The following is a 26,619-nucleotide window of genomic DNA, read 5'->3' as shown; positions in this document are numbered from 1 at the left end:
ATGCCGGTAAGTTCCGGTGACAGACGGAGAAATCCGACATGGCTGCTCAGCATCAGAACACCCTCACCATCCTGCGGCGCCCGCAGGTCGAGGCCAGGACCGGTCTCGCCCGTTCCACGATCTACGACCGCATCAAGGCCGGCACCTTCCCCGCCCCCATCTCGCTCGGTGAAAAGGCCGTCGGCTGGATCGAGTCCGAGATTGACGCCTGGCTGAACGCCCGAATCCAAGCAAGCCGCAAGGCTGCCTGACGGGAGCGGACGCCATGACCAATAAGGAAAAGGGCCGCCCGAGCGAAAGCAACCCCAAAGACAATTTCAGTCGCGATCATAGGCCGCCAGCCGTCACCGGGCAATGCGCCGAGGTGCTCGAACTACTGCGAACAGAGGGCGCGGTCCTGTCGTTTCGCCTGACCGCGGAGCTTGCAATTCCCGAGGCCGCAGCCCGTATTCACGATCTGCGAGGCATGGGCTTCAACATCATCACCGTGATTCTGCCCGAAGTGGAGTTTCGCGGGCGCATCCGGCGCAATGTCGCCTTGTACAGCTTGAGCCTACCGTCTTGGCCCGCCCCCGGCTTCATGGAAGAGCTGATTGCTCCCGCTGGCGAGCATGACTGCGGCGATCAGCCCGGCGCGAGTGATGTAGATTGCCCCGGGGCTTGAACATGGGACGCACGATCAATACCCCCGCCCCTGCCGTGGCCCCGATCTGGAAATGCCCGCAAGGGCGCAAGCTCCCGCCGTTTGGAAAGCCGCTGGCCGATGCAGTCCTGCGCGGCCTGCAACCCAAGGGCCGGCAGGCAATGGTCTATCTCGACTGCTGGCCGCCGGAAAGCCCACCCTTTGGCCCGGCGCTGGCCTGCCCCTGGGACGCCGACCCCGCGGCCTACGACTGGCGCATCCTGGCCGGCCTCGACGTGCTGGTTAAGGTTCCGCCTCCCTGTGACGGCGACCGCTTGCACCGGCTGCTGGCGGAACTGATCGCCTGCAAACCCCGCCGGCTGATCGTGCTGCGCAACCATGCGCCCCACGTGGAATTCATCGTGTCCGCCGCCCGCGGCCTGGAGGTGCAGCCATGAACGCCGCCTTTGAGCCGATGGAAGCCGACACCCTCGAAACCCGTGCCGACGTACTGCCCGAGCTGACCCCCGAGCCGTGGGGCGATCCGCTGCCGATTCCTTCGATGCTGCTGCCCGTGGAGCCGTTCGACGCCGCCCTGATGCCTGACGCCCTGGGGCCATGGGTGACTGATATTGCAGACCGGATGCAGTGTCCGCCCGACTTCCCCGCCGTGGCGGCAATGGTGGCGCTGTCCTCTGTGATTGGCCGGAAAGCCTGCATCGCACCGAAGCGGCGGGACAACTGGCGAGTGATCCCGAACCTGTGGGGCGCTGTCGTGGGCAGGCCCGGCGTGATGAAGTCTCCCGCGCTTGCCGAGGCCATGAAGCCCCTCGACCGCCTGCAAGTCGTGGCCGGCGATCTGCACGCCGAAGCGATGCGCGATCACGACATCAAGATGAAGCTCGAAGGGATGGGCGGCAAGGCGACCGAAAGGAAGGCCCAGGGGCTTGTCGATAAGGGCAAGCTCGAAGAGGCCCGGCACCTCCTGGCGGAAGCTGCCGACTTCGAGGCATCCAAGCCGCCGGCCTTGCGCCGCTACATCGTGACGGATGCCAGCGTGGAAGCCCTGGGGGAAATCCTGATCGAAAACCCGTGGGGCGTGCTGGCCTACCGGGATGAGCTAAACGGGCTGCTGCGCAGTCTCGACAAGGAAGGGCAGGAAGGCTCTCGAGCCTTCTATCTGCAAGGCTACGACGGGAACCAGGCATACGTCTTCGACCGCATCGGGCGGGGGCGGAATCTGCACATTCCCGCCGTCTGCCTGTCTCTGCTGGGCGGCATCCAGCCGGGCAAGCTGCAAGCCTACATCCATGATGCGGTATCGGGCGGAGCTGCTGACGACGGCCTCCTGCAACGCTTCGGGCTGCTGGTCTGGCCGGACGTGGGCAAGGCATGGCGCAACGTGGATCGCTTCCCGGACACCGCCGCGAAGAATGCCGCCTTCGAGACCTTCCAGCGCCTCGACGCCATGCAGCCCGGCACTGACCCGGAGACCGGCGAGCCGGCCCCCGCCGTCTATCGCTTCTCGCCCGAAGCACAAGCCGAGTTTGACGACTGGCGACACGACTTCGAGACGGCGCTTCGGTCCGGCGAACATCACCCGGCGATGGAGTCGCACCTGTCCAAATACCGGAAGCTGGTTCCGGCGCTGGCGCTGGTCTGCGCTCTGGCGGACGGCGAGAGCGAGGTAAGCATGGATTCCCTGTTGCGGGCGCTGGCCTGGGGAGACTACCTAAAGAGCCATGCAGCCCGAGCCTACGGGGCCGGCACCGGGCCGAACACCGACGCGGCAACGGCCTTGCTTGCCAAGATCCAGGCTGGCAAGGTGGCGGACGGGTTCGCAGTGCGTGACGTGTATCTGAAGGGCTGGGCGCACCTGGGCACCCCCGAGGCGGTGAAGATGGCGGCGGCCCTGCTGTGTGACCTGGGGCACCTGCGGCGCATCGATACGAAGCCCGGCGCAGCGGGTGGCAGGCCGACCGCAAGCTATCAGATCAACCCGAAAACGTGGGGCAAGGGGGCGGACGCATGAGCTACTTGGATCGCCTCAAGAAATCCGCAAACGCGGGGGGAGGCACCCTACATAACCATCAAAACCTCGAAACGGGGGGTTTTGTAGGTTTTGAAGGTACGCCCCCCGCCCCTTTTCAAAAAATCGAGGGGGCGCAAGCGGCGAACGATCCGACGCCGGAACCGCATCCTGCCCGGCCTGCGGACACGTCGCCGGCCTGGCTGCTCCGCTTCGTTGACCGTGATCCGGTAGCGGTGCATTACGCCCCTGCTGCCGCTCACGCGGAAGTCCTGGCCGCCTATCCCGATGCACTGGCGGTGGCACCGCTGCCTGAATCGGCGCTGAAAACGACGGCCCCGTCCTGCAAGACATGCCGGCACCTGAAACGGCCCGGCTTGTCTCCTGGCTACTGCGGGGAGCGGGACGACCTTCCACCGGCTTACGGGCCTGGGCATCCGCTTCGACGACTGCCTGACGACCAGGGTAAGAGCTGCGCAACCTGGGAGAACTGACCCTGACTATGCGGTAATTCAAGATCGCTGGAAACCTTCGTCAAGCCAGACGGAGCGAGAGTTTCCGGCTTTTTGCTTGGTTAGCACCTGTTGAAATTGCCTATTGATTTCGACACGACAAATCCGCGAGGAAACATGACGAAAAGCACCACGGATGACTATCGACGGCTCGATGTGCGGGCGCTGCACGGGGCCGAGATGCTGGCCGCCGGGAACGCTGCGATGTGGAGTTGGAGCAGCCGCGGCGTGCTCCGGGCTTCGGTCCACGTGCGAGCCGAAGCCGGACGGCTGATCTTGAACTACTCCGCCACCAGCAACGGCGAGAGGAAGGACTACCGCTATCCGGTGGGCTTGAGCTGGACGCCCTGCCGCTTCGGTGGAGAACGTCCGTGGTTCCTGTGCCCATCCTGCCAGCGGCGCGTGGCGATCCTGTTCGGCGGCGCAGTCTTTGCCTGCCGGCACTGCTACCGGCTGGCCTACGAAAGCCAGCGGGAGCGGGATTACGACCGTCTGGCCGGGCGCGCGGACAAGATCCGGCGGCGGCTGGGTTGGCCTGTGGGCATCCTCAACGCGACACCCCGAACGAAGCCGCGCGGGATGCACTGGCGGACCTTCTGGCGACTGACTGCCGAACATGACGCGCTAGTAGACGCATCGCTGGCTGGAATGGCTGAACACCTTGGGATCATGGCGCGCGGGCTAGATTCCGTCAGACGCGCGCTGGATCGTCACGCCGAAATGTAGAGGAAGTGGGCAGGCAATCCCTGGCTGCTGTGAGCGGCAGAAACCGACTGGTATCCCATGCAGGGAAAACTTCCCCGACTCAAACGGGAATCAAATAACCATGAATCCGCACGCCTGAACTGCGCGGGTTCTGTTAGCGAGGTTGCTTCACGAGGACATAGAACCGCGAGACCCGACAGTTCTTCGGCCCCTATGGGTCGTTGTTTCCGCTGATCGCTTACCGACCAACCCGCCCCAGTGATGGGAGTCACCTTCATCTGGTGTTCCCATATGTGTGCCCATCTTCGATTTCGGATTTTCTGAAATCCAGTAACGACAAGGCTTTCCGGCCATTCGCTAGATTCTGCATCGAACCCTCCCCTCGCCATCCCACCTCACGGTGCCGCGCACACTCCACGATCCCCGATATCAATTGACGGACGCAATCCGGGGTCAGCGCGCCCAGGCACGACGGACGCATCAGCCCGTCGGTCGAACCTGACATCCTGCGCCTGAGCTTCGTCAGACCGGCCATGACGCCAGTGCTGCTCAAAGAGATCTTCGAGGCACAGATCCAACGCCCGATGGATGCGCCTTTCCTTCCTGCCCTGGCCCACGTCAGCAGCCGCCGGATGCCGGCAGGGTTCCGACGGGTGCAAATCGGCCTCGCGTACAGGCAATCGCGGGCGCTATGGGTGGCGGCGCGGCTCGACCTGGCAAGCACCTATTCGACTACCTGGTCCACCACCTGAACTTCAATCGGCACTTATCCGCAGCCATGGATAGCGTTCGAAGCGCTTGCCGACACCCTCCGCCTCTGCCCCCGACATGCAGATGTTCGTCGGCGGCAATGGGCGTGAGCGCACGCTGGACGAATGGATCGAACTCGCCCGGCGCGGCGGCTTCGTGCTCGACGAGCGGATCGGACTGCGCAGCCTCGGGCAGATCCTGCTCTTTCGCGCGGCGTGATCGGACGCTAAGGTTGGCTCACCGCCACGCCGTTAATGTCCTCACCCAGTCGAACAACGGAAAGCGAGGTATGCATGAATGTCGGCTCCGTCGGCGGCGCAACCAGCGCCGTCACCGCCCAGGCCGTTTCGCGTCAGCCGGAAGCCAGCGAAGTCAGACAAGTCGCCCCGGACAAGGACCGCGACAAGGACGATGGCGCCAGCAAGGTCGATCCCACGCCACCGCCCGTGACCAACGCCAGTGGGCAACTGGTCGGGCAGATCATCAACACCACCGCCTGACCTCTTCCCTCCGCCCGGCCCCGCGCCGGGCTTTTACATTTCACCGGCCGAGCGCGCATGGCGCCCGTCCCCACCGGCTGGCATCATTCCGCTCATCCCCTCACTTCGAGCGCGCCCATGAGCTGGAACCCCGACCGCTACCTGCAGTTCTCCGACGAGCGCCTGCGCCCGGCCCTCGATCTCCTGGCCCGGATTCCCGCCATATCGCCATCGCGCATCGTCGACCTCGGCTGCGGAGCCGGCAACGTCACCCGCCTGCTGGCCCAACGCTGGCCCGACGCCCGACTCACCGGCGTCGACAGCGCGCCGGCGATGCTCGAACGGGCCCGCGAGGCGCTGCCCTCGGCACACTTCGAATCTGCCGACATTGCCCACTGGACACCATCCGGCGGCCCCGTCGACCTGCTGTTCTCCAACGCCGCGCTGCACTGGCTCGACGACCATCCGACGCTGTTGCCGCGGCTCCTCGTCCAGCTGACCGCGGGCGGCGTGCTGGCCGTGCAGATGCCCGGCAACTTCGACGCGCCCTCCCACCGTCTGATCCGCGACCTGGCCGCCAGCCCCGCTTGGGCGGCCCGCATCGGCACGGCACGGATGGGGGCGGTGTTGGGCATGGCCGACTACCACCACCTGCTGGCGCCCCACTGCCATCAGCTCACCCTGTGGGAGACCACCTACTGGCAGCCCCTGTCGGGCGACCGCCCGGTCCTCGACTGGCTGCGCGGCACCACGCTGCTGCCCTACCTCGCCCCTCTGGACGCGGCCGGGCAGGACGATTTCATCGCGCAGCTCGCACCCCGGCTTGCCACCGCGTATCCGGCAGACGCCAACGGACTCACCCTGTTTCCATTCCGTCGCATCTTCCTCCTCGCCCTGCGATGAGCGCCGTCGATGTCGCCGCGGACGACGCGGCCAGCCTCATCGCTGCGGCAGACGGCCTCGTCATCTGCGCCGGCGCCGGCATCGGCGTCGACTCGGGCCTCCCCGACTTTCGCGGCAACACCGGCTTCTGGCGCGCCTACCCAGCCCTCGCCGAGGCCCGTATCGCCTTCGAGGAAATCGCCTGCCCGGACGCGTTCGTGCGAACCCCCGCCCTCGCCTGGGGCTTCTACGGCCATCGGCTCGATCTCTACCGGCGTACCCGCCCCCATGCCGGTTTCGCGATCCTGCGCGAGATCGGCGACAAGCTCCCCCATCGCAGTTTCGTCTTCACCTCCAACGTCGACGGCCAGTTTCAGCGAGCAGGCTTCGATGGTGCACGGCTCTGCGAAGTCCACGGCTCGATTCATCACCTCCAGTGCATCGCCGGGTGCGGGCAGCAGATCATGAGCGCCGAGGGATTCGAGCCCGAAGTCGATACGCGCCGTTGCCTGCTGCGCTCTGCCCTGCCCCGCTGCGCGCAGTGCGGCGACCTATTGCGCCCCAATGTGCTGATGTTCGGCGACTGGGGCTGGCTTCCCCAGCGCAGCGGAGCCCAACGCGATCGGCTGGACGCATGGCTGCGGCAGGTCGAACGCCCCGTTGTCATCGAAGTGGGCGCCGGCAGCCACGTACCCACCGTCCGCTGGTTCAGCGAATCCCTCGGTGTACCACTGATCCGCATCAACCCGACGGAGCCCGAGATTCCCGGCCAGGGCGTCAGCCTGCCGCGTACCGGCCTGGACGCCCTGCGCAATCTCCGCTCCGCGCTCGTCCGACAAGCCTTCCTCAGCGGCTGAGTTGTTCCACGTGAAACATGGAACCGCTGCACGCCAGACCGGCACGCCCACCACGCCACCACCTCACCCGGGAACATCATGACGGCGGCGCCATCACACCTTTCAGACCGCTCCGCCTCCACTCAAACCCCGGTTCTCCAAGCATGTTTCACGTGAAACACCCTGCCACACTGACCATCCCCCTCGCCGACGACACCGCGCTCACGCTCGCAAACGCCTGCTGTGGCGACGTCCTGCCCACGCACGACCAAAGCCTCCGCCTCGTCACGCACCCCAGCTTCGGACAGCTCTACACCCTCGACGGCGACGCAATGGCCTCGACGGCCGACGAGTTCATCATCCACGAAAGCCTGGCCCACCTGGCCGCCCTCAACCACCCGGCTCCCCGGCGCGCCATCGTCCTCGGTGGCGGCGACGGCGGCAGTGCCCGCGAACTGCTGAAGCACCCCAGCCTGGCCCAGATCACCGTCGCCGAACTCGACCCGCAGGTCGTCGCGACGATCCGTGCCGAGATGCCCAGCCTGCCCGCCGGCGCCTTTGAAGATCCCCGTGTGCGCCTGCGCATCGGCGATGCGGCCACTCACCTGCGAAAGGCACGAGCCTGCGGCGAACGCTTTGATCTGATCCTCTTCGATCTCACCGCGAGCGACGATCCGGCCTGCGCCCACCTGCACGACCACGCCTTTCTGCGCGACTGCGCCGCCGCGCTCCAACCCGGAGGGCTCGTCCATCTGCAGCTCGGCTCCCCTTTCTACCAACCTGACGCAGTCCGCGCCCTGCATCGACGCGTGCGCGACGTTTTCCCCCATCTCACCCCAGCCCTGATCCACGTGCCCTTGTACGGCGGCCCCTGGCTGCTCGTCCGCGCCAGCCTCGAACCTCACCCGTGCGATCTCGAAACCCTGGCCGCCCGTCTTGCCGAACGCCGCATCGACGGCCTGCGCTACTACAATCCAGCCCTGCACATCGCCAGCGCGGCGCTGCCCAACTACCTGCGCGACCTCCTCGCCTGACACCATGATCGAACGCCACCCCGTCTCATACGCCCCCCGCCTGCCCGAGGACAGCCTCGGCCACGCGCTGCTCACCGCCGCGGGCCTCATCGCCGACGTCGTCGCCGGCACCACCCTCACCGACGCCCTCGCCCGCCTTTGGGCAAGCCGTCCGGGCACCCCGGCCGCCGTCCGCGGCGCCATTCTCGACCTTGCCTACGGCACCCTGCGCGACTACGGACGGCAGGACTTCACCCTTGGCAAACTGCTCCAGAAGCCCCTGCCCGAACCCGTTCAATCGCTCCTGCGCGTAGCCCTGCATCGCCTCGACGCCCGTCCTGACGCGGCTCACACCACCGTCGACCAGGCGGTCAGCGCCGCGGCCACCCTCCTTGACGGCAAGTTCAAGGGTGTCGCCAACGGCGTGCTGCGCAACGCCCTGCGCCAGCGCGCCGACCTCGCTCACGCGGCCGATGCCGACATGGTCGCCGAACACCGTCACCCGCCCTGGTGGATTCGCCGCCTCAAGACCCAATATCCCCAGGACTGGCGCGCGATTCTCGCCGCCGGCAACACCCATCCGCCGATGGCGCTGCGCATCAACCCGCTGCGCGCCACCCTCGCCGAAACCCTCGACAGCTTCGACGAGGCCGGACTTGCCGTGCGACGCCTCGCCAACGGCGCCCTGCTCCTTGAACGCCCGGTGCCCGTGGCGCGCCTGCCGGGCTTTGCCGAAGGCTGCCTCAGCGTGCAGGATGCCGGCGCGCAGTACGCTGTCCAGCACCTGGACTTACGCGACGGCCAACGCGTCCTTGATGCCTGCGCTGCGCCCGGCGGCAAGACCTGCGCGATCCTCGAACAGGCCGACGTGGCGCTGACCGCCCTCGATACCGACGCGGCACGCACCCGGCGGATCGACGAAAACCTCGCGCGCCTGGGCCTCGCGGCCGAGGTAAAGGCCATCGACTGCCGTGACGTGGACCGCTGGTGGGACGGTCGCCCCTTCGACCGCATCCTGGCCGATGTGCCCTGTTCGGCCTCCGGCGTCGTCCGTCGCAACCCCGACATCAAGTGGCTGCGCCGTGCCGGCGACATTCCCCGCTTCGCCGCCCAGCAGGCCGAGATCCTCGATGCGCTGTGGCGAGTCCTCGCGCCGGGTGGCAAAATGCTCTATGCCACGTGCTCGGTGTTTGCCGAAGAAAACGGGGAGCAGATGGCCGCCTTCACCGCCCGCCACGCGGATTGCCGCCGCCTGCCCATCGCCGGCCAGCTCGACTGCCAGTACCTGCCCTGCACCGAACATGACGGATTCTTCTACGCACTGCTCGAGAAAGCCGCCTGACGCCCAGCCCGCGTCGATGCGCCGCCGGCTGCTGCGCAACGGGCTTGCCGCCCTTGCCGTGGCCGGTCTCGGCCTGCCGGCGCTGCCGGCCCACGCCAGCGACGCCGAGATTCGCGCCGCCGCGCTCCAGCCCAGCGACGACCAGTACATCCTCAACGCCGACATCGCCGCCGAGCTCACCCCGCTCCTGGCCGACGTGGTCGGACGCGGCGTATCGCTCTACTTCATCGCCGAATTCGAACTCAGCGCCCCGCGTTGGTACTGGCTCGACGAAGAAATCGCCACCCGCAGCCTCACCTATCGCCTCTCCTACCAGTCGCTGACCCGCCAGTACCGACTCACCACCGGCGCCCTGCACCAGAACTTCGGGAGCCTCGACGAAGCCCTGCGGACCATGCTGCGCATCCGCAACTGGGGCGTCGCCGACCGTGGCAGCCTGCGCGTCGGGCGCAGCTACAACGCCGCGCTGCGCTTCCGGCTCGACGTCGGCGAACTGCCCAAACCGCTGCAGGTCAGCGCACTGGGCCGCAAGGACTGGAACCTCGCCACCGACTGGTACCGCTGGACCTTCGTCGCCGCCGCCCGCGAAAGCGCCAAATGAGACCGACCGTCCTCGTGGTCGCCGCGGCGATCTCCGGCATCCTGCTGTTCCTGCTCGCCACCGCCAGCGCCAACACACCGCTGTTCGCCCGCAACTACACCCTGCTGCTAGGCCTCAACGGCATCATCGCGCTGATCCTCGCCGGGCTCGTCTTCACCCAGCTGCGCAGCCTGTGGCGCGAATACCGCGCCCGACGCTTCGGCTCGCGCCTCAAGCTGCGCCTGATGGCCATCTTCGCCGCGATGGCCGTCGTGCCCGGCGCGCTGGTGTACGCCGTGTCGCTGCAGTTCGCGGTCAAGAGCATCGAGTCGTGGTTCAACGTGCGGGTGGATGCCGCCCTCGAAAGCGGCCTGCAGCTGGGCCGCACCACCCTCGACATCCTGCTCGACCAGCTCGCCGGCAAGGCCGACCAGATGGCCCTCGAACTCGAGGTCGCGCCGCAGATCCGCTCGCCACTCCTCAACCAGTTACGCGAACGGGCCGCCATCGATTCCGCCACCCTGTTCTCGCCCAGCGGCAAGATCCTCGCCACCGCCGACACCCAGATCGACGTACTGCTGCCCGAGCAACCGTCCTCCGCCCAGCTGCGCCAAGCCCGTCAGGCCCACGGCTACAAGGCCGCCGAAGCCCACGGCAGCGACGATCTGGTGCTGCGAGTCATCGTCCCGGTGCCCTCCCGCAACCTCGCCGACCCGCCGCTGCTGCAGATCACCCAGCAGGTGCCGCGCTCCTTCACCGTGAACGCCGCCAGCGTCGAAACCGTCCACCGCGACTACCAGGAGCTGTCCCTCGCACGCAACGGCCTCAAGCGCATCTACACCCTCACGCTGACCCTGACCCTGCTGCTCGCGCTGTTCGCCGCCGTCGCCGTCGCCTTCGTGCTGACCCGCCGCCTGGCAGCCCCGCTGTTCATCCTCGCCGAAGGCACCCAGGCCGTCGCCGCCGGCGACTTCAGCCCCCGCCAGGCGCTGCCCGCTCGCGACGAGCTCGGCGTGCTGACCCAGTCCTTCAACCAGATGACCCGCCAGCTGCAGGACGCCCGTGCCCAGGCCGATGCCAACCGCGCCGCGGTCGAGCGCAACCGCGCCTACCTCGAGAGCGTGCTCGCCAACCTCTCCGCCGGCGTCCTCGCCTTCTCGCCCGACGGCCACCTGCGTGCCGCCAACCACGGCGCCATGACCATCCTCAACGACGAGCTGCACGACTACGAGCGCACCCGTCTCGAGGACTGGACCGCCCACGCCGCCTTCCGCGACGCCCTGCTGGCCGGCTTCAACGGCCCCGAGGCCGACTGGAACCGCCAGATCGAGTTCTCCAACCCCGACGGCAGCACCCAGACGCTGCTGCTGCACGGCACCCGCCTGCCCGACAGCACCGGCGGCGGCACGGTGGTGGTGTTCGACGACATCACCCACCTCATCGCTGCCCAGCGCAATGCCGCCTGGGCCGAAGTCGCCCGGCGCCTCGCCCACGAGATCAAGAACCCCCTCACCCCGATCCAGCTCTCCGCCGAGCGCCTGCAGTTCAAGCTCGCCGATCGCCTCGACGAGGAAGGCCGGGCAATGCTCGAACGCTCGACGACCACCATCGTCAATCAGGTCGAGGCGATGAAGAACCTCGTCAACGCCTTCCGCGACTACGCCCGCCTGCCCGCCCCGGTCATGACGCCGGTGGACCTCAACGCGCTGGTGCACGACGTGCTCGCCCTTTACGACGGCTCGCGGGTGATGATCCACGCCGAGCTTTCCAGCGAAACCCCCACCGTCCTCGGCGACGCCAGCCAGATCCGCCAGGTCATCCACAACCTGCTGCAAAATGCCGAGGACGCCCTCGCCGACACCGAGGCACCTCAAATCTGGCTGTCTACCCGAGTCGAGGCGCGCCGGGTAGACTTGATCCTGCGCGACGACGGGCCGGGCTTCCCGCCCGAGATCCTCTCCCGCGCCTTCGAACCCTACGTCACCACCAAGGCCCGCGGCACCGGCCTCGGCCTGGCCATCGTCAAGAAGATCATCGACGAGCACGACGGCGAGATTCGTCTCGCCAATCGAGAAACCGGCGGAGCGGAAATCCGCATCCGCCTGCGCAGCGCCCCTCACCCAGAGTCCCCAGCCCATGGCTAAAATCCTCATCGTTGACGACGAAGTCGGCATCCGCGAACTCCTGTCCGAAATCCTCCGCGACGAGGGTCACGACATCATCCTCGCCGAGAACGCCGGTGCGGCGCGCGCCGCCCGCAACGCCGCCCGTCCGGATCTGGTCCTGCTCGACATCTGGATGCCGGACACCGACGGCGTCACCCTGCTCAAGGAATGGTCGGCCAACGGCCAGCTCACCATGCCAGTGGTCATGATGTCCGGCCATGGCACCATCGACACCGCCGTCGAAGCCACCCGCATCGGCGCGATGGAGTTCCTTGAAAAGCCCATCGCCCTGCAGAAGCTTCTCGCCGCGGTCAAGCGCGGGCTTGCCCGCATCAAGCCCGCCAACGCACCGAGCCCCCTCGGCCTCGGCGCCTTCGCCCGCTCGGTGCCGCTGCGCGATCTCAAGAAGCGCCTCGAACAGATGGCCGACAAGTCCCGCGTGATCCTGCTGCGCGTCGGCCCGGGCAGCCTCGGCGAACTCTGTGCCCGCACCCTCCAGCGGGTCGGCGCCCCGTGGCTCGATCTGTCCCTCTCGTCGCAGCCCCTCGAGCTCGCCACCCTCGAAGCGGCGCGCAACGGCCTGCTCTACGTACCCGAGCTGATCTACCTGTCGCGCCCCCAGCAGAAGAACCTCGTCTTCGCCATGGACCGCCTCGAACGCCACGGCCAGAGCCTCGTCGTCGCCACCGAGCACCGCCCCGAGGAACTTGTCGAACACGGCTGGGACGAACGCGTCCTGGCCCGGCTGTTCGAAGTCTCCCTCGCCCCGCCGGCCCTCGGCGAAATCCGCGACGAAATCCCCGAGATCGCCAGCCAGATCCTGCTGCACTTCGTCGAAGCCGGCGAGGTGCCCGCCCGCCGTCTGTCCTCGGCGGCCCTCAACGCCCTGCGCAACCGTGCCTGGCCCGGTGGCTACGGCGAACTGAAGGCCGCCATCAAATCCCTCGCGCTGGGCACCCTCGAAGAAGAAATCGGCATGGACGAAGTCGCCCACCTGCTCGGCAAGACCCCGTCCACCGCCCTCGGTCTGCCCCTCGACCTGCCGCTACGCGAGGCGCGCGAGATCTTCGAGCGCCTCTACTTCGAGCATCACCTGCAGATCGACGGCGGCAACATGACCCGTCTGGCCGAAAAGACCGGTCTCGAACGCACCCACCTGTACCGCAAGCTCAAACAGCTCGGCATCAGCGTCGGCAAGCGTCACGACGAAAGCGGCGCCTGACAGCCCGCCGCCGCGCCGCAGCGGAAATCCGCATCCCTTGATCTGCTTCATCCACGCCGCGGCGGCAAATGGCGGATAATCCCGCCTTTGCCGCAAACGCGGCCCTGCCTGCCGAGGATTCCCCGTGAGCCGTCCGAAGAACGACACCTTCCTGCGCGCCCTGCTGCGCCAGCCCACCGACTACACCCCCGTCTGGCTGATGCGCCAGGCCGGCCGTTACCTGCCGGAATACCGCGAGACCCGCAAGCGCGCCGGCAGCTTCCTCGATCTGTGCAAGAACCCCGGCCTCGCCTGCGAAGTCACCCTGCAGCCGCTGGCCCGCTACAACCTCGACGCCGCGATCCTGTTCTCCGACATCCTCACCGTGCCCGACGCCATGGGCCTCGGCCTGTATTTTGCCGAAGGCGAAGGCCCCAAGTTCGAGCGCCCGCTGAAGGAAGAATGGGAGATCCGCAACCTCGCCGTGCCCGATCCCGTCCAGGAGCTCGGCTACGTGATGGACGCCGTCGCCGAGATCCGGCGTGCGCTGGACGACTCGGTGCCGTTGATCGGCTTCTCCGGCAGCCCGTGGACGCTCGCCTGCTACATGGTCGAAGGTGGCGGCTCCGACGACTACCGCAAGGTCAAGGGCCTGCTCTACAGCCGCCCCGACCTGATGCACCACATCCTCGGCGTCACCGCCCAGGCCGTCACCGCCTACCTCAACGCCCAGATCGAAGCCGGCGCCCAGGCCGTGATGATCTTCGACTCCTGGGGTGGCGTGCTGGCCCACGACGCCTACCGCGAGTTCTCGCTGGCCTACATCCGCCAGATCGTCGCCGGCCTCATCCGCGAGAAGGACGGCGAACGCGTGCCGTGCATCGTCTTCACCAAGGGCGGCGGGCTGTGGCTGGCCGACATCGCCGACGCCGGCGCCGATGCCGTGGGCCTCGACTGGACGGTGGACCTCGGCGCCGCGCGCCGCCTGGTGGGCGACAAGGTTGCCCTGCAAGGCAACCTCGATCCGGCCGTGCTGTTCGGCAGCCCCGAAGCCGTCGCCGCCGAGGCCCGCAAGGTGCTCGACGCCTACGGCCCCCACGCCGGCCACGTCTTCAACCTGGGCCACGGCATCTCCCAGTTCACTCCCCCCGAAAACGTCAGCGTGTTGGTGAACACCGTTCACGAATACAGCCGCAACCTGCGCCAAGCCTCCGCCTGAGCGGGTTTTGCGGTAATACCGAAAGGGCCGGCCCGCGCCGGCCTTTTTTGTTTCCCGAAGGCAAATCCGGAACGCCCACGAGCCGGCCCGTCAAGCACTAAATTTGCAATTCGGGGCTTGACTTGTGCACAGCGCCACCTTTTGTGTAAGTTTTGTGACGACTATCGCCCAGCCCACCGAGCGAAATATCTAACCATATGATTTATAAAGATATATTTTTTGCTCTCGATTTAGGCAAAGCAGGGCGAAGGCTTGCCGGGAGCGGGTTTTAAGAGGCTTTACCCAATTTCCCCACAAAGTTATCCACAGATTTTGTGGACAACAAAAAATACCCGAGAAGCCCCAAGGGTTTCAGAATTGTTTCCGACGCAACGCCTTATCAAAACTTTGTAAGCCACTGATTTATATAAATACACGTAAAAAAGTCCGACTATCCGGCCATGAGTACCGCCATCGTTCGCGTCGCACTGCCTGTCCCGCTGCCCCAATGCTTTGATTACACGGCAGAAAACGTCACCGCCGGGGATCTCGGGCGGTGCGTCCGGGTACCCTTCGGGCGTGGCGAGAAGACCGGCCTGATCGTCGACCTGCCCGACGCGGCCGAGCTCCCCGTCGCGCGGCTCAAGCCGGTCATCGCGATCCAGCGCGAGGCCCCCGCCCTGCCGGCCGACTGGCTCGCGCTGGTCGAGTTCACCGCACGCTACTACCAGCACCCCCTCGGCGAAGTCGTCGCGATGGCCCTGCCACCGCGCCTGCGCAAGGCCGACGCCGTCGCCGGCGCCGAGGCCGATCCGCTCCTCGAACTCACCGACCTGGGCCGCGACGCCCTCGCCACCACCAAGCGCGAGAGCCGTGCCCTCGCCCTGCTGCGCGACATCGCCACCCACGGACCGCGCCGACGCAGCCTGCTGCGCGAAGGCGACGGCGGCACACCGGTGGTCGCCGACGCCCTCAAGCGCGGCTGGATCGCCCCCGGCGTCGCCGCCGACCCGGCCGCCATGGCCGGCGCCCCCACCCTCACCGACGAGCAGCAGGCCGCCGTGGAGGCCATGTCGGCCAGCTTCGGCCAGTTCCAGCCGTTCCTGCTGGCCGGCGTCACCGGCAGCGGCAAGACCGAGGTCTACCTGCGCCTTGTCCAGCAAATCATCGCTCGGGGCGAACAGGCGCTGATCCTGGTGCCCGAGATCGCCCTCACGCCCCAGCTCGAAGGCCGCGTCGCCGGACGATTTCCGGCCGCGCGGGTGGTCAGCCTGCACTCCGCGCTGGCCGAGGGCGCCCGCTCGCAGGGCTTCGTGCAGGCCATGGAAGGCCGTGCAGAGATCGTGCTGGGCACGCGGCTGTCGGTATTCACCCCGCTCCCGCGGCTCGGCCTCATCGTCGTGGACGAAGAACACGACGCCAGCTACAAGCAGCACGAAGGCGTGCGCTACTCGGCGCGGGATCTCGCCATCTGGCGCGCCCGCCAGCGCAGCGTGCCCATCGTGCTCGGCTCCGCCACCCCGTCGCTCGAAACCTGGCACGCCGCCGACACCGGCCGCTACCGCCGCATCGAACTCGCCAGCCGCGCCGTGGCCGCCACCATGCCCAGCGTGCGGCCGGTGGACGTGCGCCGCGAGACGCTGCAGAACGGCCTCTCCGAACACCTCCTGCGGGCCATCGACGCGCGCCTCCAGCGCGGCGAGCAGAGCCTCATCTTCCTCAACCGGCGGGGCTACGCGCCGGTGCTGTCGTGCCCGTCCTGCGGCTGGGTCAGCCGCTGCCCGCACTGCACCGCCAACCTCGTGCTGCATCTGGCCGACAAGCGCCTGCGCTGCCACCACTGCAGCTGCGAGACGCACATCCCGCTGGCCTGCCCCGACTGCGGCAACCAGGACATCCAGCCCTTCGGCCGCGGCACCCAGCGCCTCGAAGAGACCCTCGCCGAACGCTTTCCCGACGCCCGCGTGCTGCGCATCGACCGCGACGCCGCCCGCACCCGCGCCCAGTGGGACGCCCTCCTCGACCAGATCGGCAAGGGCGAGGCCGACATCCTGGTCGGCACCCAGATGATGGCCAAGGGCCACGACTTCCCCAAGCTCACCTTCGTCGGCGTGCTCAACGCCGACTCGTCCCTCTTCGCCGCCGACTTCCGCGCCCCCGAACGCCTCTTCCAGCAGCTCATGCAGGTCGGCGGCCGGGCCGGGCGGGGCGCGCTGCCGGGCGAGGTGATGGTCCAGACCCAATACCCCGACCATCCGCTCTACCAGTGCCTGGCCCGCCACGACTTCGCCCGTTACGCCGCCCTGCAACTGCAGGAACGCAAGACGGCCCGCTTCCCGCCCTTCGCCGCCAACGCCCTGCTGTGCGCCACCGCCGACGAGGTCGCCACCGCCCTCGACTGGCTCAAGGCCGCCCGCGAGGCCGCCCTGCCCTTCGCCCAGGGCTTCGGCGTGCAGGTTTTCGACGCCGTGCCGATGCGGATGGTCCGCCTCGCCCGCCGGGAACGCGCCCAGCTCCTCGTCGAGGCCGCCACCCGACCGGCCCTGCAGGGCTTTCTCGCCGCCTGGAGTCGGCAGCTGTGGCAGCTCCGGCTGCCACGGGCGCTGCGCTGGCACCTGGACGTGGACCCCGCCGAGGTCTGAGCAGCTTCAGATCGGCCATGACGCGCCGTTAATCCTGACTTGAACCTTTCATGCGAAAGGCAGTCCCGGAGCGCTCAACGTGGCCGAATGTTCCCCCTACGAGTTCATCGGGCTCGACTGCAGCCAGATGCGCGCGATCCTGCTCGGCCTCGACGAAGGCATCCTGCTGTGGGATCTCCGCGGCTACCTCACCTTCGCCAATCCCGCCGCCCTGACCCAGCTCGGCGACGGCGCCCAGACCAGCCTCGGACGCCACTGGCGCTGGCTCGCCCGCACCCGCATCGGTGCCGACCTCACCGACGTGCCCGACGACGACGAGGCCCACTTTCCGGTCGCCCTCGCCCTGGGCGGCCAGCACGCCGGCCCGGCCCTGCTCAAGATCGCCCCACCCGACGCCCGCGTCCGCTGGCTGCGCCTGCACGCCCGCCCGCTCCTCGACGGCGCCGGTCAGGTGATCGGTGCGGTCAGCTCCAGCGCCGATGTCACCGGCCTCATCGAGCAGGAGCAATCCCTCAAGCGCCAGCTCCACTTCGACGTCCTCACCGGCCTGCCCAACCGCGCCCTGTTCTCCGACCGCCTCGACCAGGCCCTCGCCCACAACCGCCGCCACGGGCAGCACCTCGCCGTCTGCCTGCTCGACCTGGACGGCTTCAAGGCCGTCAATGACGTCCATGGCCACGCCGCCGGCGACCTGCTGCTCAAGCAAGTCGCCGATCGCCTGCACGAAACCCTGCGCGGCGACGACACCGCCGCACGCATCGGCGGCGACGAGTTCGCGCTGCTCATCGGCGACCTGAAGACCGCCGGGCAATGCGAGCAGGTCATCAAGCGCATCCTCGACGCCCTCGCCACGCCCTACCGCCTCAACGGCAGCGAAGCGCGCATCAGCGCCAGCATCGGCGTCACCCTCTATCCCACCGACGCCACCGACCCCGACCTGCTCCTGCGTCACGCCGACCAGGCCATGTACAAGGCCAAGCAGTCGGGCAAGAACCGCTTCTGCATCTTCGACCCGACCCTCGAATCCCGCTCCCGCGCCAACCTCGGCCTGATCCGCAAGATCGAGCAGGCCCTCGAACGCAACGAATTCGCCCTCCACTACCAACCCAAGGTGGATTGTCGCGCCGGCCGGGTCGTCGGCTTCGAGGCGCTCATCCGCTGGAACCACCCGGTGCTCGGCATGCGGATGCCGGGCGAATTCCTGCCGCTGATCGAACAGGAAGACGTCATCGTGCACATCGGCGACTGGGTCATCGGCGAAGCCCTGCGCCAGCAGGCCCGCCTGCGCGCCGCCGGCCACGACCTCACGATCAGCGTCAACATCGCCGCCCGCCAGCTCATGCGCCGCCAATTCGCCGAGCGACTCGAAGCCCTCCTCGAACACGACGACTGCCGCGACCGCCTCGAGATCGAGATCCTCGAAACCGCCGCGCTCGAAGACATCGGCACCGTCAGCAGCCTCATCGCCAGCTTCCAGGCACGTGGCATCCGCTTCGCGCTGGATGATTTCGGCACCGGCTACTCATCGCTGGTGCACCTCAAGCGCCTCGCCGCGAGCGTGCTCAAGATCGACCAGACCTTCGTGCGCGACATGCTCGACGACCCTGGCGACCTCGCCATCGTGCAGGGGGTCGTCGGGCTCGCCGGCGCCTTCCAGCGTCACGTGGTGGCCGAAGGCGTGGAAGACATGGCCCAGGTACGCCGCCTGCTCGAACTCGGCTGCGACGTCATGCAGGGCTACGGCATCTCCCGCCCGCTTCCCGCCGACGGCATCGTGCCCTGGCTCGACGATTTCGTGCCCGACCCGCTGTGGTCACCCCCGTCCCCCGCCGGACGCACCGTCGCCGCCCACTGATCCCTCGCAAGACACCGCCATGGACAAGCCCGCCGCCCTGATCTGGAACGACAGCCTGAAAACCGGCGTGCCGGAAATCGACGAACAGCACCGCATCCTCGTCCACACCCTCAACGAAGCGGCCGAAAAGCTGGGCGCCGACGCCAGCCTCGACGTTCTCGCCACCATCACCCAGGACCTGCTCAGCTACGCCCTGTACCATTTCGAGACCGAAGAAGCGCTGATGCATGCCTACGGCTACGCCGCCGATCGCGACGACATCGCCCGCCACCTCGAAGAACACCGCAACTTCTCGGCCCAGGTGGTGTGCGTACGCAACGATCTCAAGGCCGGCATCCTGATTTCCCCCCAGGAGCTCCTCGACTTCCTCAACCACTGGCTGGTCAATCACATCATGCACACCGACAAACGCCTGGCGGCCTTCATCATCGCCAAGCGCGATGCCGGCATTCAACCCTGACAGCCCACCGCCGTCGCGCCGGCCAGACCGCCGAAGCTCGCATCCAGCGTCACCATGCTGGCGATGGCGACGCCAGCGCGCATACCCCTCGCATCGGGTCGGGTCAATCGACTGCGTCGCACATGCCGTTCGATCCCGCCACTGTTACAACTGAACATAGGCTTACATTTGCCCTGACAACGTCCACGCCGGGGGCCGCGTTATTCGCTCCAAGGGCCGGCAATCACGCCGCCCGGAAACAAACACCTCGTACTCCAGGAGAATGCACATGCTGAACAAGATCATCGCCCTCGCCATCGCTGCCGGTTTCGCTTCCGTCTCCTTCGCCCAGGCGCCCGCCACCCAGGCCGTCCCGGCCGCCAAGGCCGCCGTCACCACGGCAGTCGAGAAGAAGGTCGAAGCCGTCAAGGCCGACGCCGTGAAGCCCGCCGAGCCCGCCAAGGTCGAAGCTGCGCCCGCCGCTGCGCCCAAGGCCGAAGCCGAGGCGCCGAAGGTCGAGAAGAAGGCCGCCAAGCCGGTGAAGAAGGCCAAGAAGGCTGCCAAGCCGGCCAAGAAGGCCGAAGCTGCGCCGGCCGCCACCGACGCCGCGCCGGTCAAGTAACCGCCGCAGTCTCCGCGCTTTAGCCTCCGCGACGGGGCGTGTTCCGGGAAACCGGGACACGCCCCGTCTCACGTTCACCGACGCAACGATGCGGCATGGCGCCGCAGCGAAATTCCATAAATATAAAAATTCAAGTGAAAAGCATATATTCCATGATCTAAATCAAGATTACTGAAACATCATCAATGTCTAATGCTTCTGTAGTTCAGACCAATTCGAAAGCCGGCCCGCCCTTGTGAGCGCCGGTTCAATCGCTTCCGCAGGAGAATGTAGATGATGAAACCCCAGTCCCTCGCCCTGGCGACGCTCGTCGCCGGCACCGCCGCCAGCGGCCTGGCCCTGGCCGCAAGCCCGCCGCCGAGCCGATCAGCCCGATCGTCCCCGTCGTCGTCAAGAACGCCAAACAGGTCGAACTCGGCAAAAAGCTCTACTTCGATCCGCGTCTGTCGAAATCCGGCTTCATCTCCTGCAACTCCTGCCACAACCTGTCGATGGGCGGCACTGACAATCTCAAGACCTCCATCGGCCACAACTGGCAGAAGGGTCCGATCAACGCGCCTACCGTCCTCAACGCCAATCTCGCCCTCGCCCAGTTCTGGGACGGTCGGGCCAAGGATCTCAAAGCCCAGGCCGGCGGCCCGATCGCCAACCCGGGCGAGATGGCCTTCACCCACGAACTGGCCGTCGACGTCCTCAAGTCGATTCCCCAGTACGTCTCCGAATTCAAGACCGCCTTTGGCACCGACGGCATCGACATCGACAAGGTGACCACCGCCATCGCCGCCTTCGAAGAAACCCTGTCCACCCCCGACTCCCGCTTCGACAAGTGGCTCAAGGGCGACAAGAAGGCCCTCACCAAGCAGGAGCAGGCGGGCTACGCGCTGTTCAAGAACAGCGGCTGCGTCGCCTGCCACAACGGCTCCGCCGTCGGCGGCACCTCCTTCCAGAAGATGGGCGTCGTCGAGGGGTACAAGACCAACAACCCCGCCGAAGGCCGCTTTGGCGTCACCGGCAAGGACGCCGACCGCTTCAACTTCAAGGTACCGACGCTGCGCAACGTCGAGCTCACCTACCCGTACTTCCACGACGGTGAAGCCGAAACCCTCGAAAAGGCCGTGGACACCATGAGCCGCCTGCAACTGGGCAAGAAATTCTCCACCGAGGAAAACGCCAGCATCGTCGCCTTCCTGAAGACCCTGACCGGCAAGCAGCCCGACTTCAAGCTGCCGATCCTGCCGCCTTCGACCAACACCACGCCGCGTCCGGCCCCCTTCCAGTAAGCCGCCGACGCAAGGGGCGGCACGCATTCGCCGCCCTGCCCGCCCGCCACCCGGCGGGTGGGTTTCCACCGGCTTTCCGCTACTCGCGCAAGACCTGCCGGTCGACTTGCCGGCAACGCGACCCGCCATCAATGAGAACGGTTCGCGTTTACACTCCCCGCCAAAACCAATATATTGCGAATCATTCTCATTTATTCGAGTGTGATTCGATGAAACCAGGCCTCGCCTCCGACGCCCCTTCACCCGCCAGCCTGTGGGCCGGCGCGCTTGGCGCCCTGCTGAGCTTCGACGAAACGGGCTGCCCCCATGCCCTGCGCCGCGCCGCCGATCTCCTCGGTCGCCTCGCCGACAACCCCTGCACCGACCGCGACCTGCGCGAGCTGTGCGAACGCGCCAGCCTGCGCCTCGTCACCGGCCTGGAGAAACGCCATGTGCCGTCACGCTGACAGCCCCCCCGCGGGCGCCGCCCTGCTCGCCCAGCCGCCCATTCCCAACAGCGCCATCACGCGAGTCCGCCCGCGGCTGTGGACGCTGGACGCCCAATACCACTGCGCCATCGTCGGCACCTGCCTCGGGCTCGACGAACTGCAGCGGATCGCCCGACGCTGCGGATTCGCCGCCCCGCTCGACGATGCCTTCGCCCTCCACGTCGAGGCGGTCAGCCATGCGCGGAGCCGCAACCCGAGCTCCGAGGCGATCCAGCGCCACCTCGATGCCAAGTATCGCGCCGTCGTCGCGCGCCTGGCCCGCCTCAGGAACGACGCCGCCCTGCGCGACGCCTGGCGCACCTCGGTCCGGGGCGGTGACGTGGCCGGCCCGCTGTGGGCGATCAGCACCCATCGTGCCACCTCGCCTGCCACGCTGCAGGCGCTGTACCAGGACATCCACATGCTGTCCCACCAGGTGGGCGCGGGGCTCGCCAGCGACACCCGGCGGCTGGCCGCCCTGGAAACCGAGAACACCGAACTCAAGCGCGGCCTCAAGCGCGAGCTGGCCGCCCTCCGACGCCAGCTCGCCGCCGCCGAATCGGGGCTCGCCGAACGCGACGCGCTGCGCGCCGACGCGCGCGCACTGCGCAACCGCCTCGAACGCTTCGAATCCGGCCAGGTGATCATCGAACTCGGGCGCCGCCTGATGAGCCTGCAAGGGGCCGACGAAAAACTCGCCGCGAGCACCCGACGTCTGCACGAACTGGAAAACACCCTGCGCGATGCCCAGCAGCTCGCCCCCGAACTCGCCGACGCCCGGGACACCGCGCTCGCCGAACGGGCCGCCCTCGAACGCCTGCTTCAGGCCAGCCTGCCCACCACCACCACCGACGACGCCCTGTGCACCCGCGCCGGCAGCGACAACTGCGCCGGTTGCAGCGACGCGCCCAGTGCTCGCTGCATCCTGTACGTCGGCGGCCGCGCCGCGCTGATCGCCCAGTATCGCCAGCTTGCCGGCCGACTCGGCATCCGCCTGATCCACCACGACGGTGGCCTGGAGGAATCCCTGTCGCGCCTGCCCGACATGATCGGCAGCGCCGACGCCGTGCTGTGCCCCACCGACAAGGTGAGCCACAACGCCTACCACCACGTCAAAAGCCACTGCAAGAAAGCCGGCAAGCCCTGCCTGTTCTACCCTGGCGGCGGCGTGTCGGGCTTTGCCGTCGCGGTCGAACGCGTCCGGCGCGGCGAATACAGCGTCGCCGGCAGCGGCGAAACGAACACCGCCCCGCTCAGCTCACCGCCTTGAAACGCCCGGCCTGCGACAGCGGGATGAAACTCAGCAGCTGCGCCGCCAGCAGCAGCGCAAAGGCGATCTCCAGCGACACGGCCTTGTCCATGCCGCCGGCGCGCAGCGCATCGAGCAGGCCGCCGAGCCCCCACTGGACACCGAACGCCCCCACGAAGGCCATCAGGTTGATGCTGGTCGTCACGCGGCCCGCCAGGTGGAGCGGAAAATAACCCGCCAGCACGCCATACATCTGCGCGCCCGTCGCCGACACGTAACCCAGCAGGCACCACAGCACGAGCGTCGGCCCGCTCCGCATGATGATGAACGCCTCCACCACCATGCTGACGAACAGTCCGATCTGCATCAGCCGCAGGGGCGAAATGCCCCGCGCCGCCAGCGGCACCGCCCAGGTACCGATCGAAAGCTGGCCCGCGAGCATCCCGATGTTGAGCCACAGCAGATGGTTCGCCGCCAGCGCCCGGTCGTAGCCATTCACCTCCATCAGCCAGGGCACCGCCCACAAGCCCTGCAGCGCCATGAAGCCACCGGTGAAGAAGGCCGACTGGGCGGCGAATCCCCAGAAGGTCGGCGCCGCCAGCACCGCCCGCACGCCGCGCAGGGCCTGCTGCAGATCACCGCGCGGATGGGTGTCGTCCTTCTCCGGCATCGCGAAGAAGATCACCGCCGCCACCGTCGTCGCCAGCACCGCGACCACCCAGAAGGCCCCGCGCCAACCGATGAAGGGCAGGACCGCCTCCAGCGGGGCCGATGCCGTCACCGCCCCCAATGCGCCGCTCGACATCACGTAACCCGTCATCGATGCCAGCCGATCCCGCTCGAACCACAGGGTGAACCCCTTCAAGCCCCCCATCAGGCAGGCCGAGACGCCCATCCCGATCAGGCCGCGGGCACTCGCCAGGGTCGGCAGATCGTCCCCGATGGCGAACAGCGCGGCCCCCACCGCCGTGAGCAGCAAGAGGCCGGCCTCGACCCGTCGCGGCCCGTAGCGGTCCAGCGCGATTCCGACCGGAATCTGGGCCAGCCCGAAGGCGAAGAAATACGTGCTGGTCAGCAGCCCCAGATCCGCCGCGCTCAGGCCCAGCTCGCGGGTGAGGTCGGGCGAGATCACCGCGTTGACGGTGCGCATCAGGTAGGACAGGTAATACCCTGCGGCAAACGGCAGGAAGATCCGGCTGATGAGGAAGGCGGACGACGGAGCGGAACGAGACGACATGACCAGGCAGCACGAACGAGGGGGAACCCCGCAGCTTACCGGGCCCGCCCTGCCGCGTCTCGCCCGATCGACGCAGGGCCGGGAGCCGATCGGGGCGGGCCGGCGGCCAGGCTAGTCAAATCGCCTAAAGTTCGCTCCGGCCGGGCCGTAACTGCACAAGGAAAACCCAAGGAGCGCCCGATGACCACCACGATCCTGCTCGTTGACGACAGCCGCGCATCCCGGATGTTATGCGCTTCGGTCATCAAGAACATGCGCTCCGACGTCGCCATCGTCGAAGCCGGCGACGGCGAGAGCGCCCTCGAACGGGTCGCCCACCAGGCGCCCGATCTCGCCGTACTCGACATGAACATGCCCGGCACGTCCGGGCTCGAACTCGCCGAACATCTGCGCGCACGCCATCCGCAGCTGCGCCTCGCGCTGCTCACCGCCAACGTCCAGGAGTCCGTCCAGCGCCGCGCCGCCGCGCTCGGCGTCACCTTCTTCCGCAAGCCGATCGGCGAAGCCGTGATCGCCAGCATCCTCAAACTGCTGGACTGACGCCATGCGCGCCTTCTCCGAACTCGAAATGGACGCGCTCGCCGAGGCCTTCAACCTCGCCCTCGGCGAAGCCGCCGCCACCTTCTCGGCCATCGTCCACGAAGAAATCGAACTCTCGGTGCCGGTCGTCGAGTTCGTCTCCCGCGACGAACTGACCCGCCGCCTGCAAGCCAGCCAGCCCGCCGAGGACGAAGGCCGGCTGTGCCGCATCAACCAGAACTTCAAGACCGGCGACGGCTTTCGCACCGATGCCCTGCTGCTCTTCCCCGAGCACGGCAGCCTCGAGATCGTCCGCCGCATGCTCGGCGACAACACGCCGGTGCAGCACATCACCGAGCTCGAACAGGACGCCCTCGCCGAGATCGGCAACATCATCATCAACAGCTGCATGAGCAGTCTCGCCGACCTGTTCGGCACCGAGATGGTCGGCTCGCTCCCCCAGGTGCAATGCAGCAGCGTCGGTCACCTGCTCGCCGACAAGGCACCGGACAACCTGATCCTGGTCGCCCGCATCGGCATGAGCATGTCGGCCCACAACCTCTCGGGCTTCGTGCTGTTCCTGATGGACGTGCCCTCGGTCGACCAGTTCATGGACCGCGTGTGTCGCCTCTTCAACCTGCCGGACACCACCACGGCACGCTGATGGAACGCAACAGCCTCCTGGCCGACAGCGTCGATATCGGGCTGATTCTCGTCGACTGCGACGGGCGCATCCGCGTCTGGAACCGCTGGGTCGCCGCCCGCGCGCGGCGTCAGGCCAGTCAGGTGATCGGCGTCGGCGTGGCCGAGGCGTTCGGCCACCACATCGATCCGCGCCTCCCGCTGGTCATCCGCGAGGCCCTCGACTTTCGCTGGTCGGCCCGCCTGTCCCACGCCCTGCACCCGATGCCGCTGCCCCTCTACCCGCCGGACAGCGACGGCAGCGAGCGCATGCTCCAGTCCATCGACATCACCCCGCTCGAAAGCGACGCCCAGCGCGCCTGCCTGCTGCAGATCCGCGACGTGACCGAAACCGTGCGCCGCGAAGCCCTCCTCAAGCACCAGGCCCGCCAGCTGCGCACCGACCTGCAAAGCCTGTCCCGCGCCCAGGAAGAACTCCAGCGCAGCGAGATGCGCTTTCGCGAGCTGGCCCGCCAGGCGCCGGCCGGCCTGTTCGAGGCCGACGCCGAGGCGCGCTGCACCTTCCTCAACGAGCGCTGCGAACAGCTGCTCGGCCGCAGTCTCGCCCAGGTCGCGGGCACGCCATGGCCCGACCTGCTACCCGTCGGCGAGCAAGAGCGGATTCTCGAACGCTGGTGCTACGCGGTCGAATCCGCCACCCGCTTCGCCGAGGAATTCCGCTACCTCACCCCCGCCGGGCAGCCCCTTTGGATGCGCGCCGAGGCAGGCGCCCTGCGCGATCCGCAGGGGCATATCCGCGGTTTCATCGGCACCATCGTGGACGTCACCGAGTTCCACGAACGGGCCAGCCGCAACGAATTTCGCGCCAACCACGACAGCCTCACCGGCCAGCTCAACCGCGACCGCTTCGAGCGCCACCTGCGCGCCGCCATCTCCGGCGCCCGCGAGGTGACCGACCGCATCGCGCTGTTATTCATCGATCTCGACGACTTCAAGCTCATCAACGACACCCACGGCCACCAGGCCGGCGACACCGTGCTCAAGACCGTCGCCTACCGGGTGCGCCGCGTGGTGCGCGCCGAGGACCGGGTGGCCCGCTACGGCGGCGACGAGTTCGCGGTGCTGCTCTACGAGGCCGGCGACGCCCGCATGCTCGCCGCGATCATCGCCAAGATCACCCACGCCGTGGCCCTGCCGATCAACCTCGGGCACTGCCACGTGCGCATCACCTGCTCGGTCGGCCTCGCGGTATTCCCGGACGACGGCCAGGACCCGGCCAGCCTGCTGAGCCAGGCCGATCTGCGGATGTACACCACCAAACGCAGCCAGCCCGGCCGACCGCCGGCCTGAGCC

The 26,619-nt window shown here is 67.7% G+C and carries 27 protein-coding genes and 1 pseudogene; 27 read left to right on the top strand and 1 reads right to left on the bottom strand.

Annotation, left to right across the window (positions count from 1 at the left end; all coding sequences use genetic code 11):
- Positions 1–38 precede the first annotated feature (38 nt).
- The 24 genes and pseudogenes from ACE3P2_RS11905 (at position 39) to ACE3P2_RS11790 (ending at position 22,889) form a co-directional block, all read left to right on the top strand.
- Positions 39–251 (top strand): helix-turn-helix transcriptional regulator, encoded by a 213-nt coding sequence (locus tag ACE3P2_RS11905; RefSeq protein WP_374264686.1) that lies wholly within the window; start codon positions 39–41, stop codon positions 249–251.
- A 14-nt stretch (positions 252–265) separates the two neighbouring features.
- Entirely contained in the window at positions 266–664 is a 399-nt protein-coding gene (locus tag ACE3P2_RS11900) for a helix-turn-helix domain-containing protein (RefSeq protein ID WP_374264684.1), read from the top strand.
- Between the two features lie 2 nt (positions 665–666).
- Positions 667–1,080: a hypothetical protein gene (locus ACE3P2_RS11895; protein ID WP_374264682.1), complete on the top strand. Its 414-nt coding sequence runs from the start codon at positions 667–669 to the stop codon at positions 1,078–1,080.
- On the top strand, positions 1,077–2,654 hold the full coding sequence (locus ACE3P2_RS11890) for a YfjI family protein (protein WP_374264680.1): 1,578 nt from the start codon (positions 1,077–1,079) through the stop codon (positions 2,652–2,654). The genes ACE3P2_RS11895 and ACE3P2_RS11890 overlap by 4 nt, the downstream gene beginning before the upstream one ends.
- Positions 2,651–3,145, top strand: a complete 495-nt coding sequence (locus ACE3P2_RS11885) for a hypothetical protein (protein WP_374264678.1) — start codon at positions 2,651–2,653, stop codon at positions 3,143–3,145. The genes ACE3P2_RS11890 and ACE3P2_RS11885 overlap by 4 nt, the downstream gene beginning before the upstream one ends.
- A gap of 135 nt (positions 3,146–3,280) precedes the next feature.
- On the top strand, positions 3,281–3,889 hold the full coding sequence (locus ACE3P2_RS11880) for a hypothetical protein (protein WP_374264676.1): 609 nt from the start codon (positions 3,281–3,283) through the stop codon (positions 3,887–3,889).
- A 512-nt stretch (positions 3,890–4,401) separates the two neighbouring features.
- The gene (locus ACE3P2_RS11875; protein WP_374264674.1) at positions 4,402–4,620 is read left to right on the top strand and encodes a hypothetical protein; all 219 of its coding nucleotides are present in this window, start codon (positions 4,402–4,404) and stop codon (positions 4,618–4,620) included.
- Positions 4,621–4,696: 76 nt separating this feature from the next.
- Entirely contained in the window at positions 4,697–4,837 is a 141-nt protein-coding gene (locus ACE3P2_RS11870; protein WP_374264672.1) for a hypothetical protein, read from the top strand.
- A gap of 74 nt (positions 4,838–4,911) precedes the next feature.
- Positions 4,912–5,118, top strand: a complete 207-nt coding sequence (locus ACE3P2_RS11865) for a hypothetical protein (RefSeq protein ID WP_374264670.1) — start codon at positions 4,912–4,914, stop codon at positions 5,116–5,118.
- Between the two features lie 117 nt (positions 5,119–5,235).
- A complete protein-coding gene (locus ACE3P2_RS11860) occupies positions 5,236–6,000 on the top strand; it encodes a methyltransferase domain-containing protein (protein ID WP_374264668.1) in 765 nt (254 codons plus the stop codon).
- The gene (locus tag ACE3P2_RS11855; protein ID WP_374264667.1) at positions 5,997–6,836 is read left to right on the top strand and encodes an NAD-dependent deacetylase; all 840 of its coding nucleotides are present in this window, start codon (positions 5,997–5,999) and stop codon (positions 6,834–6,836) included. Before ACE3P2_RS11860 ends, ACE3P2_RS11855 begins: the two co-directional genes overlap by 4 nt.
- Positions 6,837–6,988: 152 nt before the next feature.
- Positions 6,989–7,849: a fused MFS/spermidine synthase gene (locus ACE3P2_RS11850; protein ID WP_374264666.1), complete on the top strand. Its 861-nt coding sequence runs from the start codon at positions 6,989–6,991 to the stop codon at positions 7,847–7,849.
- Between the two features lie 4 nt (positions 7,850–7,853).
- A complete protein-coding gene (gene rsmB, locus ACE3P2_RS11845) occupies positions 7,854–9,170 on the top strand; it encodes a 16S rRNA (cytosine(967)-C(5))-methyltransferase RsmB (protein ID WP_374264664.1) in 1,317 nt (438 codons plus the stop codon).
- A gap of 16 nt (positions 9,171–9,186) precedes the next feature.
- Positions 9,187–9,771 carry a DUF4390 domain-containing protein gene (locus ACE3P2_RS11840; RefSeq protein ID WP_374264662.1) on the top strand — a complete coding sequence of 195 codons (585 nt, stop codon included), beginning with the start codon at positions 9,187–9,189 and terminating at the stop codon, positions 9,769–9,771.
- Positions 9,768–11,894, top strand: coding sequence for an ATP-binding protein (locus ACE3P2_RS11835; protein ID WP_374264660.1), 2,127 nt, complete (start codon positions 9,768–9,770; stop codon positions 11,892–11,894). Before ACE3P2_RS11840 ends, ACE3P2_RS11835 begins: the two co-directional genes overlap by 4 nt.
- Entirely contained in the window at positions 11,887–13,137 is a 1,251-nt protein-coding gene (locus ACE3P2_RS11830) for a sigma-54-dependent transcriptional regulator (RefSeq protein WP_374264658.1), read from the top strand. The genes ACE3P2_RS11835 and ACE3P2_RS11830 overlap by 8 nt, the downstream gene beginning before the upstream one ends.
- Before the next feature lie 124 nt (positions 13,138–13,261).
- Positions 13,262–14,335: a uroporphyrinogen decarboxylase gene (gene hemE / locus ACE3P2_RS11825; protein ID WP_374264656.1), complete on the top strand. Its 1,074-nt coding sequence runs from the start codon at positions 13,262–13,264 to the stop codon at positions 14,333–14,335.
- 440 nt (positions 14,336–14,775) lie between these two features.
- Positions 14,776–16,956: a primosomal protein N' gene (locus tag ACE3P2_RS11820; RefSeq protein ID WP_374264654.1), complete on the top strand. Its 2,181-nt coding sequence runs from the start codon at positions 14,776–14,778 to the stop codon at positions 16,954–16,956.
- A gap of 79 nt (positions 16,957–17,035) precedes the next feature.
- A complete protein-coding gene (locus ACE3P2_RS11815) occupies positions 17,036–18,811 on the top strand; it encodes a putative bifunctional diguanylate cyclase/phosphodiesterase (protein WP_374264652.1) in 1,776 nt (591 codons plus the stop codon).
- A gap of 19 nt (positions 18,812–18,830) precedes the next feature.
- Positions 18,831–19,271 carry a bacteriohemerythrin gene (locus ACE3P2_RS11810; RefSeq protein WP_374264650.1) on the top strand — a complete coding sequence of 147 codons (441 nt, stop codon included), beginning with the start codon at positions 18,831–18,833 and terminating at the stop codon, positions 19,269–19,271.
- A 268-nt stretch (positions 19,272–19,539) separates the two neighbouring features.
- Positions 19,540–19,872 carry a hypothetical protein gene (locus ACE3P2_RS11805; protein WP_374264648.1) on the top strand — a complete coding sequence of 111 codons (333 nt, stop codon included), beginning with the start codon at positions 19,540–19,542 and terminating at the stop codon, positions 19,870–19,872.
- Between the two features lie 276 nt (positions 19,873–20,148).
- Positions 20,149–21,152, top strand: a pseudogene (locus tag ACE3P2_RS11800) (cytochrome-c peroxidase).
- 209 nt (positions 21,153–21,361) lie between these two features.
- Entirely contained in the window at positions 21,362–21,598 is a 237-nt protein-coding gene (locus ACE3P2_RS11795) for a hypothetical protein (RefSeq protein WP_374264646.1), read from the top strand.
- Positions 21,582–22,889, top strand: coding sequence for a DUF2325 domain-containing protein (locus ACE3P2_RS11790; RefSeq protein WP_374264644.1), 1,308 nt, complete (start codon positions 21,582–21,584; stop codon positions 22,887–22,889). Before ACE3P2_RS11795 ends, ACE3P2_RS11790 begins: the two co-directional genes overlap by 17 nt.
- On the opposite strand, the gene ACE3P2_RS11785 is transcribed toward ACE3P2_RS11790, so the two are convergent.
- Positions 22,873–24,105: an MFS transporter gene (locus tag ACE3P2_RS11785; protein ID WP_374264642.1), complete on the bottom strand. Its 1,233-nt coding sequence runs from the start codon at positions 24,103–24,105 to the stop codon at positions 22,873–22,875. The genes ACE3P2_RS11790 and ACE3P2_RS11785 overlap by 17 nt on opposite strands.
- A gap of 180 nt (positions 24,106–24,285) precedes the next feature.
- Between ACE3P2_RS11785 and ACE3P2_RS11780 the strand changes: the two genes are divergently transcribed.
- Genes ACE3P2_RS11780 through ACE3P2_RS11770 form a run of 3 tightly spaced genes read left to right on the top strand, consistent with a single transcriptional unit; the run spans position 24,286 to position 26,616 of the window.
- Complete coding sequence (locus tag ACE3P2_RS11780) at positions 24,286–24,645, top strand: response regulator transcription factor (protein ID WP_374264640.1); 360 nt, start codon at positions 24,286–24,288, stop codon at positions 24,643–24,645.
- A 4-nt stretch (positions 24,646–24,649) separates the two neighbouring features.
- A complete protein-coding gene (locus tag ACE3P2_RS11775; protein WP_374264638.1) occupies positions 24,650–25,288 on the top strand; it encodes a hypothetical protein in 639 nt (212 codons plus the stop codon).
- On the top strand, positions 25,288–26,616 hold the full coding sequence (locus tag ACE3P2_RS11770; protein ID WP_374264636.1) for a diguanylate cyclase domain-containing protein: 1,329 nt from the start codon (positions 25,288–25,290) through the stop codon (positions 26,614–26,616). Before ACE3P2_RS11775 ends, ACE3P2_RS11770 begins: the two co-directional genes overlap by 1 nt.
- Positions 26,617–26,619: the final 3 nt, after the last annotated feature.

It is taken from the genome of Zoogloea sp., assembly GCF_041911615.1.
Taxonomy (GTDB): domain Bacteria; phylum Pseudomonadota; class Gammaproteobacteria; order Burkholderiales; family Rhodocyclaceae; genus Zoogloea.
This window is presented reverse-complemented; position numbering and strand designations above follow the sequence as displayed.